The organism is Enterobacter sp. BIDMC 27, assembly GCF_000534415.1.
Classification (GTDB): domain Bacteria; phylum Pseudomonadota; class Gammaproteobacteria; order Enterobacterales; family Enterobacteriaceae; genus Enterobacter; species Enterobacter hormaechei_C.
Genome location: NZ_KI973178.1, coordinates 4,070,635 through 4,083,872 on the forward strand (window position 1 = coordinate 4,070,635; position 13,238 = coordinate 4,083,872).

Here is a 13,238-nt window from a genome sequence, read left to right on the forward strand (position 1 = left end):
TCCAGTTGGCTCGGCCGAAACCGAGCGTTAATCAAAATTCTGTTTTTACCAGCGCGCTTTCAGCAGGTTCGGCTGAATACCATTGATCGAATGGGTATTGCTGAACGGCTGCTTGATGCCTGCTTCGAATTCGTCGCGGAAATATTTAATCGCGCTTTGCAGCGGCTCGACGGCGCCCGGTGCGTGGGCACAGAAGGTTTTACCTGGCCCTAAGAATCGACACAGTTGCTCAAGTGTCTCGATATCGCCAGGCTGGCCTTCGCCACGTTCGATAGCACGCAGGATCTTCACGCTCCACGGCAGACCATCACGGCACGGTGTACACCAGCCGCAGGACTCGCGGGCGAAGAACTCTTCCAGGTTACGCACCAGGGATACCATGCCGATCTCGTGGTCGACGGCCATCGCCAGCGCCGTACCCAGACGGCTGCCTGCTTTACCAATGCTTTCGAACTCCATTGGCAGGTCAAGGTGGGCTTCGGTCAGGAAGTCAGTCCCTGCCCCACCCGGCTGCCAGGCTTTGAATTTCAGGCCATCGCGCATGCCGCCGGCGTAGTCTTCAAGAATTTCGCGCGCGGTGGTACCGAACGGCAGTTCCCAGACGCCAGGATTTTTAACGCGACCGGAGAAGCCCATCAGCTTGGTTCCGGCATCTTTGCTTGAAGAGATGCCCTGATACCATTCCACGCCGTTGGCGAGAATCGCAGGAACGTTACACAGGGTTTCGACGTTGTTTACGCAGGTCGGTTTACCCCATACGCCGGAGCTTGCCGGGAACGGTGGCTTGGAGCGCGGGTTCGCGCGGCGGCCTTCCAGGGAGTTAATCAGCGCGGTTTCTTCACCGCAGATATAACGTCCGGCACCGGTGTGCACGAACAGCTCGAAGTCAAACCCGGTGCCCAGGATGTTTTTACCCAGCAGACCGGCTTCAGTGGCTTCGGCAATCGCGCGACGCAGGTTTTCAGCCGCTTCGATGTATTCACCGCGCAGGAAGATGTAGCCACGGTACGCTTTCAGCGCGAACGCGGAGATCAGCATGCCTTCCACCAGCAGGTGCGGCAGCTGTTCCATCAGCAGGCGGTCTTTATAGGTACCCGGCTCCATTTCATCGGCGTTACACAGCAGGTAACGGATGTTCATGGATTCATCTTTCGGCATCAGGCTCCACTTCAGACCGGTGGAGAAGCCCGCGCCGCCGCGGCCTTTCAGGCCAGACTCTTTCACCGCGTTAACGATGTCGTCCGGCGCCATGCCGCCGAGGGCTTTACGCGCGCCGGCATAGCCGTTTTTGCTCTGATATTCGTCGAGCCAGACCGGCTGTTTGTCATCACGCAGACGCCAGGTCAGCGGATGCGTCTCAGCAGTACGAATTACAGTTTTCATTTGTACTGCTCCAGCAGGTCAGGAATCGCTTCCGGCGTCAGATGGCTGTGAGTGTCCTCATCAATCATCATGGTCGGCCCCTTGTCGCAGTTACCCAGGCAGCAGGTTGGCAGCAGAGTAAAGCGTCCGTCGAAGGTGGTCTGGCCCGGCTTGATATTGAGTTTCTTCTCAATCGCAGCCTGAATGCCCTGATAACCGGTGATGTGGCAGACCACGCTGTCACAGTAGCGGATCACATGGCGGCCTACCGGCTGACGGAAGATCTGGCTGTAGAACGTGGCTACGCCTTCTACGTCACTCGCCGGAATACCCAGCACTTTTGCGATCTCGTAGATCGCCCCATCCGGCACCCAACCACGCTGTTTCTGTACGATTTTCAGCGCTTCAATGGACGCCGCACGTGGGTCTTCGTAGTGGTGCATCTCGTGCTCAATGGCGGCACGCTCTGCTTCACTCAGCTCAAAAGCCTCGGTTTGTGGTTGTTGATTCTCGTGCATAATTAGCGGTCCACATCTGACATAACAAAATCGATACTACCCAGATACACAATCAGGTCGGAGACCAGACTGCCGCGAATGGCGGCCGGGATCTGCTGCAAGTGCGCGAAGCTTGGCGTACGCACGCGGGTGCGGTAGCTCATGGTGCTGCCGTCGCTGGTGAGGTAGTAGCTGTTGATACCCTTGGTCGCTTCAATCATCTGGAAGGATTCCTGTGCCGGCATGACCGGGCCCCAGGAAACTTGCAGGAAGTGGGTGATCAGGGTTTCGATATGTTGCAGCGTGCGCTCTTTCGGTGGCGGCGTCGTCAGCGGGTGATCCGCCTTGAACGGGCCTTCCGGCATGTTGTTGAGGCACTGCTCAAGGATGCGCAGGCTCTGGCGCAGCTCTTCCACTTTCAGCATCACGCGGGTATAGCAGTCGGATACGCCGCCGCCAACCGGGACTTCAAAGTCGAAGTTCTCGTAACCAGAGTAAGGACGGGCTTTACGCACGTCGAAATCAATCCCGGTCGCACGCAGACCTGCACCTGTGGTTCCCCACTCCAGCGCTTCTTTCGCGCCGTAGGCAGCAACGCCCTGAGAACGGCCTTTCAGGATGGAGTTACGCAGCGCGGCTTTCTCGTAAGACGCCAGACGTTTCGGCATCCAGTCGAGGAATTCACGCAGCAGACGGTCCCAGCCGCGTGGCAGATCGTGCGCCACACCGCCGATGCGGAACCAGGCCGGGTGCATACGGAAACCGGTAATCGCTTCCACCAGATCGTAGATTTTCTGACGGTCGGTAAAGGCGAAGAAGACCGGCGTCATCGCGCCGACGTCCTGAATGAACGTGGAGATGTACAGCAGGTGGCTGTTAATACGGAACAGTTCAGACAGCATCACGCGAATCACGTTAACGCGATCCGGGACGGTGATGCCTGCCAGCTTCTCAACGGCCAGCACGTATGGCATTTCGTTCACGCAGCCGCCGAGGTATTCGATACGGTCGGTGTACGGAATGTAGCTGTGCCAGGACTGACGCTCGCCCATCTTCTCGGCACCACGGTGGTGGTAGCCGATGTCAGGGACGCAGTCGACAATTTCTTCACCGTCAAGCTGAAGGATAATACGGAATGCACCGTGCGCAGAGGGGTGGTTTGGACCGAGGTTGAGGAACATGAAGTCCTCGTTTTCGGTGCCGCGCTTCATGCCCCAGTCTTCCGGCTTGAAGGTCAGCGCTTCCATCTCCAGATCCTGCTTGGCTTTGGTCAGCTCAAACGGGTCGAATTCAGTGGCGCGTGCCGGGTAGTCTTTACGCAGCGGGTGGCCGGTCCAGGTCTGCGGCATCATAATGCGCGTCAGATGCGGGTGACCGTCAAAGGTCATGCCGAACATTTCCCAGGTTTCACGCTCGTACCAGTTGGCGTTCGGGAAAAGTTTGGTGATCGTCGGCAGATGCATGTCGTTTTCAGACAATGCCACCTTGAGCATGATATCGGTGTTGCGGTCTATTGAGATCAGGTGGTAGAAAACGGAAAAATCCGCAGCAGGGAGACCCTGGCGGTGCGTTCTCAGACGTTCGTCCATGCCGTGTAAGTCAAACAGCATGACGTAAGGTTTTGGCAATTTCTTGAGGAAATCGACAACTTCCAGTAATTGCTCACGCTTCACCCAAACAACGGGTACCCCGGTGCGGGTGGCCTGAACAGTAAAGGCATCCGGCCCAAAACGGTTGCGCAGTTCGCCAATGACGGGGTCATCGAGATGATCCCGGGTCTGCCAGGCGGCTTCTTGCGCGGTTAAGTCGGTCATATTGTTCACCATTGCAAATGGTCCGTGGTGACTGTTAAGCCTGGCTTCGCGCTATTTGAGTAGTGATATGCGAAGGTGTTCTCCAGGCCCACAGGCGCAAATTAAATTTCGTCAGGCGTACGCAGGTTGGTGACGGCAATACGTTCACCACGTTTACGCTCGCGCTCAGACTGCATGTTCGCGCGATAGACACCCTGATCGCCAACAACCCATGAAAGCGGGCGGCGTTCTTTACCAATTGACTCCTGGAGCAGCATCAGCGCCTGCATATAGGCCTCTGGACGCGGCGGGCAGCCCGGGATGTACACATCCACCGGAATGAACTTATCAACGCCCTGCACAACGGAATAAATGTCGTACATACCGCCGGAGTTTGCACATGCGCCCATGGAGATAACCCATTTTGGCTCCAGCATCTGGTCATAAAGACGCTGAATAACCGGTGCCATCTTGGTAAAGCAGGTCCCGGCCACCACCATCAGGTCAGCCTGACGTGGAGAAGCACGCAGTACCTCGGCCCCAAAACGCGCAACGTCATGCACCGCAGTGAATGACGTCACCATTTCAACGTAGCAGCAAGAAAGGCCAAAGTTGTATGGCCAGATGGAGTTCTTACGACCCCAGTTGACCATGTCGTGCATGGCATGTTCGAGCTTGCCCATGTACACGCTTTTGTTGACTTCTTGCTCCAGGGGGTCGGTTACGATCTCCTGTTTTTGCAGGGGGTAACGGTCATTCTCACCGTTAGGATCTATGCGGGTGAGCGTATAATCCATCTTATTGCCTCGCTGTTACTGCTGACGATTAGAGATACTGTTTTCCGGGTTGATGTGTTCACGGCGTGAACGCACAGGTGTCCAGTCCAGCGCGCCAATACGCACCAGATAAACCAGACCGGCCAGTAACACTAAAATGAAAATTGCGGCCTCGACAAAGCCCACCCAACCACTTTCGCGAATGGAGGTAGACCACGCGAAGAGGTAAAGCGCTTCCACGTCAAAAATGACGAAGAACATGGCTACCAGGTAGAACTTGGCAGACAGGCGTAAGCGAGCGGTACCTACTGAATCAATACCTGATTCGAAAGGTGTGTTTTTGTGCCTTGCGCGGGCGCGACCGCCCAGGAACCAGCCGCCGACTAACATCAGGCAGCACAGGCCAATGGCTACAATAAGAAAGATTGCGAATGCCCAGTGATGAGCGATGACTTCTGTGGATGTTGACATACTCATTGCTTACTCATCAAAAGTGATACCGACGACACTGCTCTTGCTGGCAGATGGGCATCACATCGATTCATGGGGAGGAACAAAATAACCTTACACTAACTGTCAGAAATGAGACATAGACAGCAAAATGATGGGGTTTTTTACTCCTTTCTATAACCTTTTGTCAACTTTAACAAAGGTTTCTTCACATTAAATTACAACGTGCGATTCTCATTAACATTTGGTGCCCTTTAACCCTGGTGGGTACATGACTTTCCGTCAAATGCATCTTGTTGAATCGTGTCCGTTTTGGAAGTAAAAAAAATAACCCTCCTATTTTGACAGGATTTGCCAACGATTCCTCCCCCTAAATGGGAGTATTTTCTTGATCTGAGACACGCTTTTGTTAATTCAATCCAAAAAACAGCAACATATTTCCTGTTTTTTTAACATCGGCGGGGTATGAGGTAAGTTAGAACAGGTATTGTTTACATCTTAACCAAAAACATTTTCTGCATTGATAAATAAGCGGTATTTGCTTTATCCCTGCTCCGTTCACGGTTATGAATAGCAAAAAAAACCACTCGCAGGAAAAAATCACGCGAGTGGCTCTTTTTTGCACTTACATTTTGTTACGAGAATTTTGAGGGAATGATCACTCAAAATCCCCTTCCACGATCAGGGAGTCGTCCCCTCCTTCGGGAGTAACAGGCGCGTACTGCCATGGATTGTGGTAGTTTTCCATTGCCTCGAACACCACTTTTGCCAGCTCGTTGTTGCTGGCGGCGTTATGGCACAGCAGGTACTCCGTATCCGGCAACGACGGGAGTCCCTCGGATTGACCCAGCACACGCAGATCGGGGCTCATCATCTCCACCGGACGGGCCGTTACGCCAAGCCCGGCCTTCACCGCCGCTCGCACTGCGGGCAAGGTTGACGCCACGTACGCCAGGCGCCATGGAATACTGGCTTCGTTGAGCGCAGCCAGCACCATATCGCGGAACGGACTCGGATCGTCCAGCAGGACCAGGGGTATCGGCTCACCTTTCTGCAATACATACTCCGCGGCACAGTACCAGTGCGTTGGAGAAGTACGCAGCGTCAGGCTGTCAAACTGGCCAGGTCGATGCGTGGTGACCACCAGGTCAACCTCGTTTTCTTTCAGCATCTCAACCATGAAGGCATTGCGTTTAACGCTAACGTCCAAGGCAAGCTTCGGATAAACCGAGCTAATTCGGTTGAGAAGGAAGGGTAAAATGGTATCTGCTGATTCATCTGACGCCCCTAATGTTAACACTCCCTGAAGGTTGCTAAACATTAATGACATACAGGCTTCATCATTAAAGCGCAGTATCTTTCTGGCATAACCCAGAAGCTGAATACCATGTTCTGTTAAAAGCTTATTACGTCCATGACGCGCAAAAAGCTCTTTACCAACCAGTTGTTCCAGCCGCTGCATTTGCTGACTCACGGCGGACTGGGTACGGCAAACGGCGGCAGCAGCTGCTGCAAAAGTGTTGAGATCGGCGACCGCAACAAACGTTCTCAGCAGATCGAGGTCGAGATTCATTATCGGACGATTTGCATTTATCATATCTTTTCACTTTCAGGTTGCTCGTGCGGAGCTGCCCGGGTTGAAGCTGTGTGTAACAGTTAAGCAATTCCTTCTGAAGAGTTTCCCTCGCATCCCGGCCCGGCAGACTGCCTGACAGATAGTTATTGTACTGCGGTATATCACCAGTCAGAAATCACGTTTCATGACGTTATTTTTATTCTCTTGCGTCCAGGATATTTCGTTGTTTGCAGGTCGATGTTAATACCATAAAGAGTAAGACATGTTTTCTGCCATCTATATCGCAGCGTTGGCAACGTAGCAAGATGTGACTTACCCAATCAGCCAGAGATAATTTTAACAATAACAATCGATTAATACAGGAAAGCAGTATCCGATATACGTAACAGGCCTATCGCTATGCTGCATTCCCGAAACACATCTTAACCCAAATCCACTATATTTATAAGTCTTATTGCAATATTAAGGATTTACCGCCAATGATAAGCAACTACACTCTTTTTATTAAAATTAACGAAAGTTGCATTTTCGTCGTTAATAATAAATAAAGTTTAATTTAGATTCAGGCCATTCATTAATAACCCTTAACATTAATTTCACATGAGTAACTTTTAACCTGGCTTTGCTAATATGGCAATCGGTATCTCAGCATTCAGGTTTTACGAATGGTCACTCAGGGGGACTAATGCATCAGCCAGAATCGTCTTTTTATTTATTCCAGAATAATATCCATCTTTATATGAAATTTTTAGCACAAACAACCCAACACCCCTCTTTATCACGATAAATTCAGGCACAAAATCACTCCGTCGTTAGAGTAAGCGATCACCGCGGCATTGCCCGGTTGGACGAAATCTTCTTCTGTGCGCCCTTCAAAACGAAGCGCGGTGGGAGTACATTGTTCCGTGCTCACTTCCACGGCAGGAAGTTGCAATAATAGCGAAAAGGTTAAAGGTTCATGTCCCCTATCGAAAAATCCAGCAAGCTCGACAACGTCTGTTACGACATCCGTGGCCCGGTACTAAAAGAGGCAAAACGCCTTGAAGAGGAAGGCAATAAGGTTCTGAAACTCAACATCGGCAACCCCGCGCCATTTGGTTTTGAAGCGCCGGATGAGATCCTGGTGGATGTGATCCGTAACCTGCCCACTGCACAAGGCTACTGCGATTCAAAAGGGCTTTATTCCGCCCGTAAAGCCATCATGCAGCACTATCAGGCTCGCGGTATGCGCGACGTCACCGTTGAAGATATCTACATTGGCAACGGTGTCTCGGAGCTGATCGTTCAGGCGATGCAGGCGCTCCTGAACAGCGGCGATGAAATGCTGGTTCCTGCCCCGGATTATCCGCTGTGGACGGCTGCGGTGTCCCTGTCCAGCGGTAAAGCGGTGCACTACCTGTGCGACGAATCCTCTGACTGGTTCCCGGATCTGGATGATATTCGCGCCAAAATTACCCCGCGCACCCGGGGTATCGTGATCATTAACCCGAATAACCCGACGGGTGCGGTCTATTCAAAAGAGCTGCTGATGGAGATCGTCGAGATCGCCCGCCAGCACAACCTGATCATCTTTGCCGACGAGATTTACGACAAGATCCTGTACGACGCGGCGCAGCACCACTCTATCGCCGCGCTGGCGCCCGATCTGCTGACGGTCACCTTTAACGGACTGTCTAAAACTTACCGCGTTGCCGGTTTCCGTCAGGGCTGGATGGTACTGAACGGTCCGAAAAAACATGCGAAAGGCTACATTGAAGGGCTGGAGATGCTGGCATCCATGCGTCTGTGCGCCAACGTACCGGCGCAACATGCGATCCAGACAGCTCTCGGCGGCTATCAAAGCATCAGCGAGTTTATCGTTCCAGGCGGCCGCCTGTATGAACAGCGCAACCGCGCATGGGAATTGATTAATGATATTCCGGGCGTCTCCTGCGTGAAGCCTAACGGCGCGCTGTATATGTTCCCGAAAATCGACGCGAAGCGCTTCAATATTCACGACGATCAGAAAATGGTGCTCGACTTCCTGCTACAAGAAAAAGTGCTGCTGGTTCAGGGGACGGCGTTTAACTGGCCGTGGCCGGACCACGTGCGTATCGTGACGCTGCCGCGCGAAGACGATCTCGAGATGGCCATCAGCCGCTTCGGGCGCTTCCTCTCCGGGTACCATCAGTAACGCTGGCTTTCCGCCGGGTAGCGCTGCGCTTACCCGGCTTCACCATCCGCAAATTTGCATCTTCCCTCCCCTCCCCGCACAATGAAGTCTGTCGCAGTGAAGACATAAGGTAACCTATGAGTCAGAGTCATTTCTTTGCCCACCTCTCCCGCCTGAAACTCATCAACCGCTGGCCGCTGATGCGCAATGTGCGTACTGAAAATGTGTCTGAGCACAGTTTGCAGGTTGCCATGGTCGCGCACGCGCTGGCCGCGATTAAAAACCGCAAATTCAACGGGCAGGTGAATGCCGAACGTATCGCCCTGCTGGCGATGTATCACGATGCATCGGAAGTGCTGACCGGGGATCTGCCTACGCCGGTGAAATATTTCAACTCGCAGATTGCCCAGGAATATAAGGCCATTGAGAAGATTGCCCAGCAGAAGCTGATCGACATGGTGCCTGAAGAGCTGCGCGATATCTTCGGGCCGCTGATCGATGAGCATCAGTATACGGAAGAGGAGAAATCCCTGGTTAAGCAGGCCGATGCGCTGTGCGCCTACCTGAAGTGTCTGGAAGAGTTATCCGCCGGGAATAACGAATTTTTACTGGCAAAAACGCGTCTGGAAAAAACGCTGGAATCCCGTCGCAGCGAAGAGATGGACTACTTTATGCGCGTGTTTGTGCCGAGCTTCCATTTGTCGCTGGATGAGATTAGCCAGGATTCGCCACTCTGATTTTCGCCCAGCGGCGCTGCGCTTGCAGGGCCTACGGGGTTGTAGGCCGGGTAAGGCGTTGCCGCCACCCGGCAAAATGCTCAGAACGGAAACAGGACCGGTATCAATACCACGCACACCACCATCACCAGCACGGTGAACGGCACACCCAGCTTCACGAAATCACTGAACCTATAATTCCCGGGCCCCAGCACCAGCGTATTGACCGGGGAAGAGACCGGCGTCATAAATGCCGCGGACGCCGCCATCGCAACCATCATCGCAAACGGATACGGCGAAACGCCCATCGATTTTGCCATCGCCAGCGCAATGGGCGCCATCAGCACCGCCGTTGCGGTATTGGAGATGAACAAACCAATGGTGGCGCACATGACGAACAGGCAAACCATCATCAGGTACGGACCATATCCCCCGCCCGCGTCCATTAAGCCTTTCACGATCAAATCCACCCCGCCGGTTTTCTGTAGCGCCAGGGCGAAGGGCATCATCCCGACGATGAGAATGATGCTCGGCCAGTGAATCGCTTTGTAAGCGCTTTCGGCGTCAATACAGCGGAATTTGCCCATTAACAGACAGGCGATTATCGCCGCCACCGGGTTAGGGATCTCGTCCGTCAGCATCAGCGCGACCATCAATACCAGGCAAAAAATCGCATGGGGCGCCTGGCTGTGCGCCGGTGATGCATCGTTCTCTTCAATCGGCATATTCAGCACCACAAAATCGCGGCCTTTCTGCCCGAGCTGGCTAATCAGTTTCCAGTTGCCGACCACGAGGAAGATATCCCCCAGCAGGATCGGCTCATCCACCACCGCCCCTTCAAGGGCTACGCCATCGCGCTTCAGGCCCACCACGTTGAGGCCATAGCGGGTACGAAAGCCGATTTCACGCACGGTTTTACCCAATAACTCCGATTCCGGGATCAGCGACACCTCGGCCATTCCCACATCCAGCGCCTGGTCAGAGAAATACTCGCCGCGCAGGACCATCGGCTCCAGCAGCTGCTCGCTACAAAACTCCCGCAGATCCACGTCTGCGGTGGACATATCAATCAGCAGGACGTCACGCGCGCGAAACTCTGACACCCCGTTCACGTTAACGATCACCCGACGAAAACGACGCCAGCGCTCAACCCCGATGACGTTCGCGCCATAGCGTTCGCGTAGCTTAAGGTCATCCAGCCGCTGCCCCACCATGGGCGATCCCGGGCGGATAGCCAGACGTCGGGCACGCCCGGTCAGACGATACTCTTTAATCAGATCGCGGAAAGAGCGCCGCTTCCAGCCCTCTTTGGCTTTATCCTGCTTCTCCCCTTTCAGCGCGAAACGGGTCAATAGCATATAGATAATGCCCATCACCAGTACCACCAGCCCGATCGGCGTAACGCTGAAAAAGCTAAACCCCTCAAGCCCCTCACGGATCAGTTCGCTGTTCACGACGAGGTTCGGCGGCGTTGCGACCAGCGTCATCATGCCGCTGATGAGCCCGGCGAAGCTCAACGGCATCATCAGCCGCGACGGGGAGATCTGCATCCTCATGCAGACGCTCAGCACGACCGGAATAAAGATGGCCACGACGCCCGTAGAGCTCATAAACGCGCCCAGCCCGGCGACCGTCAGCATCAGGTAAATCAGCATTTTGGTTTCGCTGCTGCCCGCCACCTTAACCAACCACGACCCCATCATCGTCGCCACGCCGGTGCGTACCAGCCCGTCGCCAATAATAAACAGGGCGGCAATCAAAATAACGTTGGGATCGCTAAACCCGGAAAAGGCTTCCGGCAGGGAAAGGGTACCGCTCAGAACGAATGCGACAATCACAAACAGGGCGACGGCATCCATGCGCACCTTGCCCGTGGCAAAAAGAATGATGGCGATTAACAGCAGGCTCAGGACCCAAATCAGTTCACCGTTCACAACATGTCCTTGTCAGTGGAGGAGAAGCAATTCTGCCATAAAAAAGCCCCGGTAATGCGGGGCTATATCATGGGATTACATTTTTAGCGAGACGGTTACAACTCCGTCTGACGCCTTCGAGACGTCGATGGCGGTCAGGGTGTTAAGCACGAAATCCGCCTCTTCCAGCCGGGGGGAACCCGCCGGGACGTTAACGGCAATGACGTGGCTTCCGGCGTTCAGCCCGGCCAGCACGCCTGCCGCCGCGTCTTCCACCACCACGCACTCCGCTGGCGCAAGGCCAAGCAGTTCTGCGCCGAGCAGAAACGCATCCGGTTCAGGCTTGCCGCGCTTCACGCGCTCAGCGGTAATGAAGACGTCCGGCGTCGGTAAACCTGCCGCCTTATGACGGGCATGCGCGACGGGAACCGAGCCGGAGGTGACGATAGCCCACGGGATCTGCGCTTCATTCAGGTGCTCAAGCAGTTCACGCGCACCGGGCAGCGCGGTGATGCCTTCGGTATCGGTAGCTTCAATCTGCTCAAGATAGCGGAACTCCGCCTGAATCTCTTCCTCAGAACGTCCCGCAAGGAAGTGCCGCAATGAGGTAATGGCCTGTTTGCCATGGATGAAATTCAGTACGTCCTGATGGTCGATGCCATGCCGGTCGGCCCAGTGGCACCACGAGCGCTCCACCACCGGTAGCGAATCCACCAGCGTACCGTCCAGATCAAACAGAAAACCTTTACACTGCACACACACCTCCGTCAGGCATTAATGATTTGTTGAATTTCGTTGCTGCTTAAATGGTACTGACGCGGACAGGCGTGCCACGCGCTCAGCATACGTTGATACTTATCCCACATCGGGGTCTGGGCGTTGAAGCCGTGCGTACCCGCATCAAAATGGGTGTAACGCCCTTCGGTATTCACCATAAAGCGTACATAGCTCAGATAGCGCGCTTCCGTCGCAGCATCAAAGCCCAGGAACGTCACGCGGCGCTCGTCAATGGTCTGCTGGTCCTTCAGATTGGTCCAGGACACATGCAGCGCATGGTACATCTCCATGATGTCGATAACGATACGGCAGGTTTCCTCTTTCAGTTCGCCAAATTCGCGATCCAGTTCGCGCATCTGCAAGCCAAAACCACGTTCAACAATGGTTTGCAGGCGGCTGTAGCGCGCAGCGTTATCGGGATCAAGCATAGTCATCATCTTGTACTGGTTAGACAAAATCAGACGTTGAGCATGGGTCATTTCCATCTTTCGACTCCTGTAGCGCATTGCACTGTAAAAAAAAGACACGGTAACTGATTGTTACTGTGCCTTCTTTTGGTCGTCGTTTCGATGATCAATCACAAGTCATCGAGGAATGTTTTATCAAGCTGTTTAAACGCACGCTTGAGGGTATCCGCCAGCGCCTGATAGTCTGGCTTGCCTTCAACCGGTGCCAGCGCCTGGCCCGCCTCCTCCAGTTTTCCACGCACTTCATAAAACCAGTGTAAAACAGAAGGCGGAAGTGGCGTGACGGAACGTTTGCCTAACCACCATAGCCCCTGCATCGGCAGGCTTAACGCAAAAAGCGCCGTCGCGACGGCAGGGCCAAGCTGTCCACCTAACGCTATCTGCCAGCACAGGGTAAAAACGGCAATCGGGGGCATAAAGCGAATCGCATAGCGCGTGGCGCGAATAGTGCGATTTTCAATAAACATGGGCGCGAGGCGCTTTTCCATCGGCCATGTCTTTGCGTAATGCTGTCCCCGACGAAACAGACTAAAAAAGTTCACGGACGGGATTTCGGGTGTCGACATGGCTGTACCTCAACTTCACATATAAAAATTAAAATTTTCGTGCAAAACCACAACAGGCTATGACAACGTTCAAAATATTTTGTCATCGCTACCCCGTATCGGGTATCCTGTGCCAGCCTGATAGGGCCGTAGACGATAAGCGTTAACTCGTCAAATTATCGCATATTATGCCATTGTCTGAAAAATGTTCAAA

Annotated in this window: 12 protein-coding genes; 2 read left to right on the top strand and 10 right to left on the bottom strand. The window is 53.8% G+C overall.

Features of this window, described 5'->3' with window-relative positions; genetic code table 11:
• Positions 1 to 45: 45 nt before the first annotated feature.
• From nuoF to lrhA, 6 genes are all read right to left on the bottom strand, one after another.
• Positions 46 to 1,383 carry an NADH-quinone oxidoreductase subunit NuoF gene (nuoF, locus tag L463_RS03725; protein ID WP_003861487.1) on the bottom strand — a complete coding sequence of 446 codons (1,338 nt, stop codon included), beginning with the start codon at positions 1,381 to 1,383 and terminating at the stop codon, positions 46 to 48.
• Entirely contained in the window at positions 1,380 to 1,880 is a 501-nt protein-coding gene (gene nuoE / locus L463_RS03720) for an NADH-quinone oxidoreductase subunit NuoE (protein ID WP_006176513.1), read from the bottom strand. The genes nuoF and nuoE overlap by 4 nt, the downstream gene beginning before the upstream one ends.
• A 2-nt stretch (positions 1,881 to 1,882) precedes the next feature.
• Positions 1,883 to 3,685, bottom strand: a complete 1,803-nt coding sequence (gene nuoC, locus L463_RS03715) for an NADH-quinone oxidoreductase subunit C/D (protein WP_003861484.1) — start codon at positions 3,683 to 3,685, stop codon at positions 1,883 to 1,885.
• An 89-nt stretch (positions 3,686 to 3,774) separates the two neighbouring features.
• The gene (gene nuoB, locus L463_RS03710; RefSeq protein WP_003861482.1) at positions 3,775 to 4,449 is read right to left on the bottom strand and encodes an NADH-quinone oxidoreductase subunit NuoB; all 675 of its coding nucleotides are present in this window, start codon (positions 4,447 to 4,449) and stop codon (positions 3,775 to 3,777) included.
• A 15-nt stretch (positions 4,450 to 4,464) separates the two neighbouring features.
• Positions 4,465 to 4,905, bottom strand: coding sequence for an NADH-quinone oxidoreductase subunit NuoA (gene nuoA, locus L463_RS03705; protein ID WP_003861475.1), 441 nt, complete (start codon positions 4,903 to 4,905; stop codon positions 4,465 to 4,467).
• A 631-nt stretch (positions 4,906 to 5,536) separates the two neighbouring features.
• Positions 5,537 to 6,475 (bottom strand): transcriptional regulator LrhA, encoded by a 939-nt coding sequence (gene lrhA, locus L463_RS03700; protein WP_032102733.1) that lies wholly within the window; start codon positions 6,473 to 6,475, stop codon positions 5,537 to 5,539.
• Between the two features lie 937 nt (positions 6,476 to 7,412).
• On the opposite strand from lrhA, the gene alaA reads away from it, so the two are divergent.
• Together alaA and yfbR are read left to right on the top strand one after the other, a co-directional pair.
• Positions 7,413 to 8,627: an alanine transaminase AlaA gene (gene alaA / locus L463_RS03695; RefSeq protein ID WP_003861471.1), complete on the top strand. Its 1,215-nt coding sequence runs from the start codon at positions 7,413 to 7,415 to the stop codon at positions 8,625 to 8,627.
• Between the two features lie 116 nt (positions 8,628 to 8,743).
• Positions 8,744 to 9,343, top strand: a complete 600-nt coding sequence (yfbR, locus tag L463_RS03690; protein WP_003861468.1) for a 5'-deoxynucleotidase — start codon at positions 8,744 to 8,746, stop codon at positions 9,341 to 9,343.
• An 80-nt stretch (positions 9,344 to 9,423) separates the two neighbouring features.
• On the opposite strand, the gene L463_RS03685 is transcribed toward yfbR, so the two are convergent.
• The 4 genes from L463_RS03685 to yfbV all read right to left on the bottom strand — a co-directional run bounded on the left by L463_RS03685 (position 9,424) and on the right by yfbV (position 13,045).
• A complete protein-coding gene (locus L463_RS03685; RefSeq protein ID WP_017693001.1) occupies positions 9,424 to 11,256 on the bottom strand; it encodes an SLC13 family permease in 1,833 nt (610 codons plus the stop codon).
• 75 nt (positions 11,257 to 11,331) lie between these two features.
• Positions 11,332 to 11,991 (bottom strand): sugar phosphatase, encoded by a 660-nt coding sequence (locus L463_RS03680; protein WP_003861463.1) that lies wholly within the window; start codon positions 11,989 to 11,991, stop codon positions 11,332 to 11,334.
• 11 nt (positions 11,992 to 12,002) lie between these two features.
• Entirely contained in the window at positions 12,003 to 12,497 is a 495-nt protein-coding gene (locus L463_RS03675) for a YfbU family protein (protein WP_003861461.1), read from the bottom strand.
• 92 nt (positions 12,498 to 12,589) lie between these two features.
• Positions 12,590 to 13,045: a terminus macrodomain insulation protein YfbV gene (gene yfbV, locus L463_RS03670; RefSeq protein ID WP_017383434.1), complete on the bottom strand. Its 456-nt coding sequence runs from the start codon at positions 13,043 to 13,045 to the stop codon at positions 12,590 to 12,592.
• Positions 13,046 to 13,238 lie beyond the last annotated feature (193 nt).

Bases quoted from the DNA above. Each gene is read 5' to 3' on its own strand.
- nuoF (WP_003861487.1), bottom strand. From the start codon at position 1,383: ATGAAAACTGTAATTCGTACTGCTGAGACGCATCCGCTGACCTGGCGT.
- nuoE (WP_006176513.1), bottom strand. From the start codon at position 1,880: ATGCACGAGAATCAACAACCACAAACCGAGGCTTTTGAGCTGAGTGAA.
- nuoC (WP_003861484.1), bottom strand. From the start codon at position 3,685: ATGGTGAACAATATGACCGACTTAACCGCGCAAGAAGCCGCCTGGCAG.
- nuoB (WP_003861482.1), bottom strand. From the start codon at position 4,449: ATGGATTATACGCTCACCCGCATAGATCCTAACGGTGAGAATGACCGT.
- nuoA (WP_003861475.1), bottom strand. From the start codon at position 4,905: ATGAGTATGTCAACATCCACAGAAGTCATCGCTCATCACTGGGCATTC.
- lrhA (WP_032102733.1), bottom strand. From the start codon at position 6,475: ATGATAAATGCAAATCGTCCGATAATGAATCTCGACCTCGATCTGCTG.
- alaA (WP_003861471.1), top strand. From the start codon at position 7,413: ATGTCCCCTATCGAAAAATCCAGCAAGCTCGACAACGTCTGTTACGAC.
- yfbR (WP_003861468.1), top strand. From the start codon at position 8,744: ATGAGTCAGAGTCATTTCTTTGCCCACCTCTCCCGCCTGAAACTCATC.
- L463_RS03675 (WP_003861461.1), bottom strand. From the start codon at position 12,497: ATGGAAATGACCCATGCTCAACGTCTGATTTTGTCTAACCAGTACAAG.
- yfbV (WP_017383434.1), bottom strand. From the start codon at position 13,045: ATGTCGACACCCGAAATCCCGTCCGTGAACTTTTTTAGTCTGTTTCGT.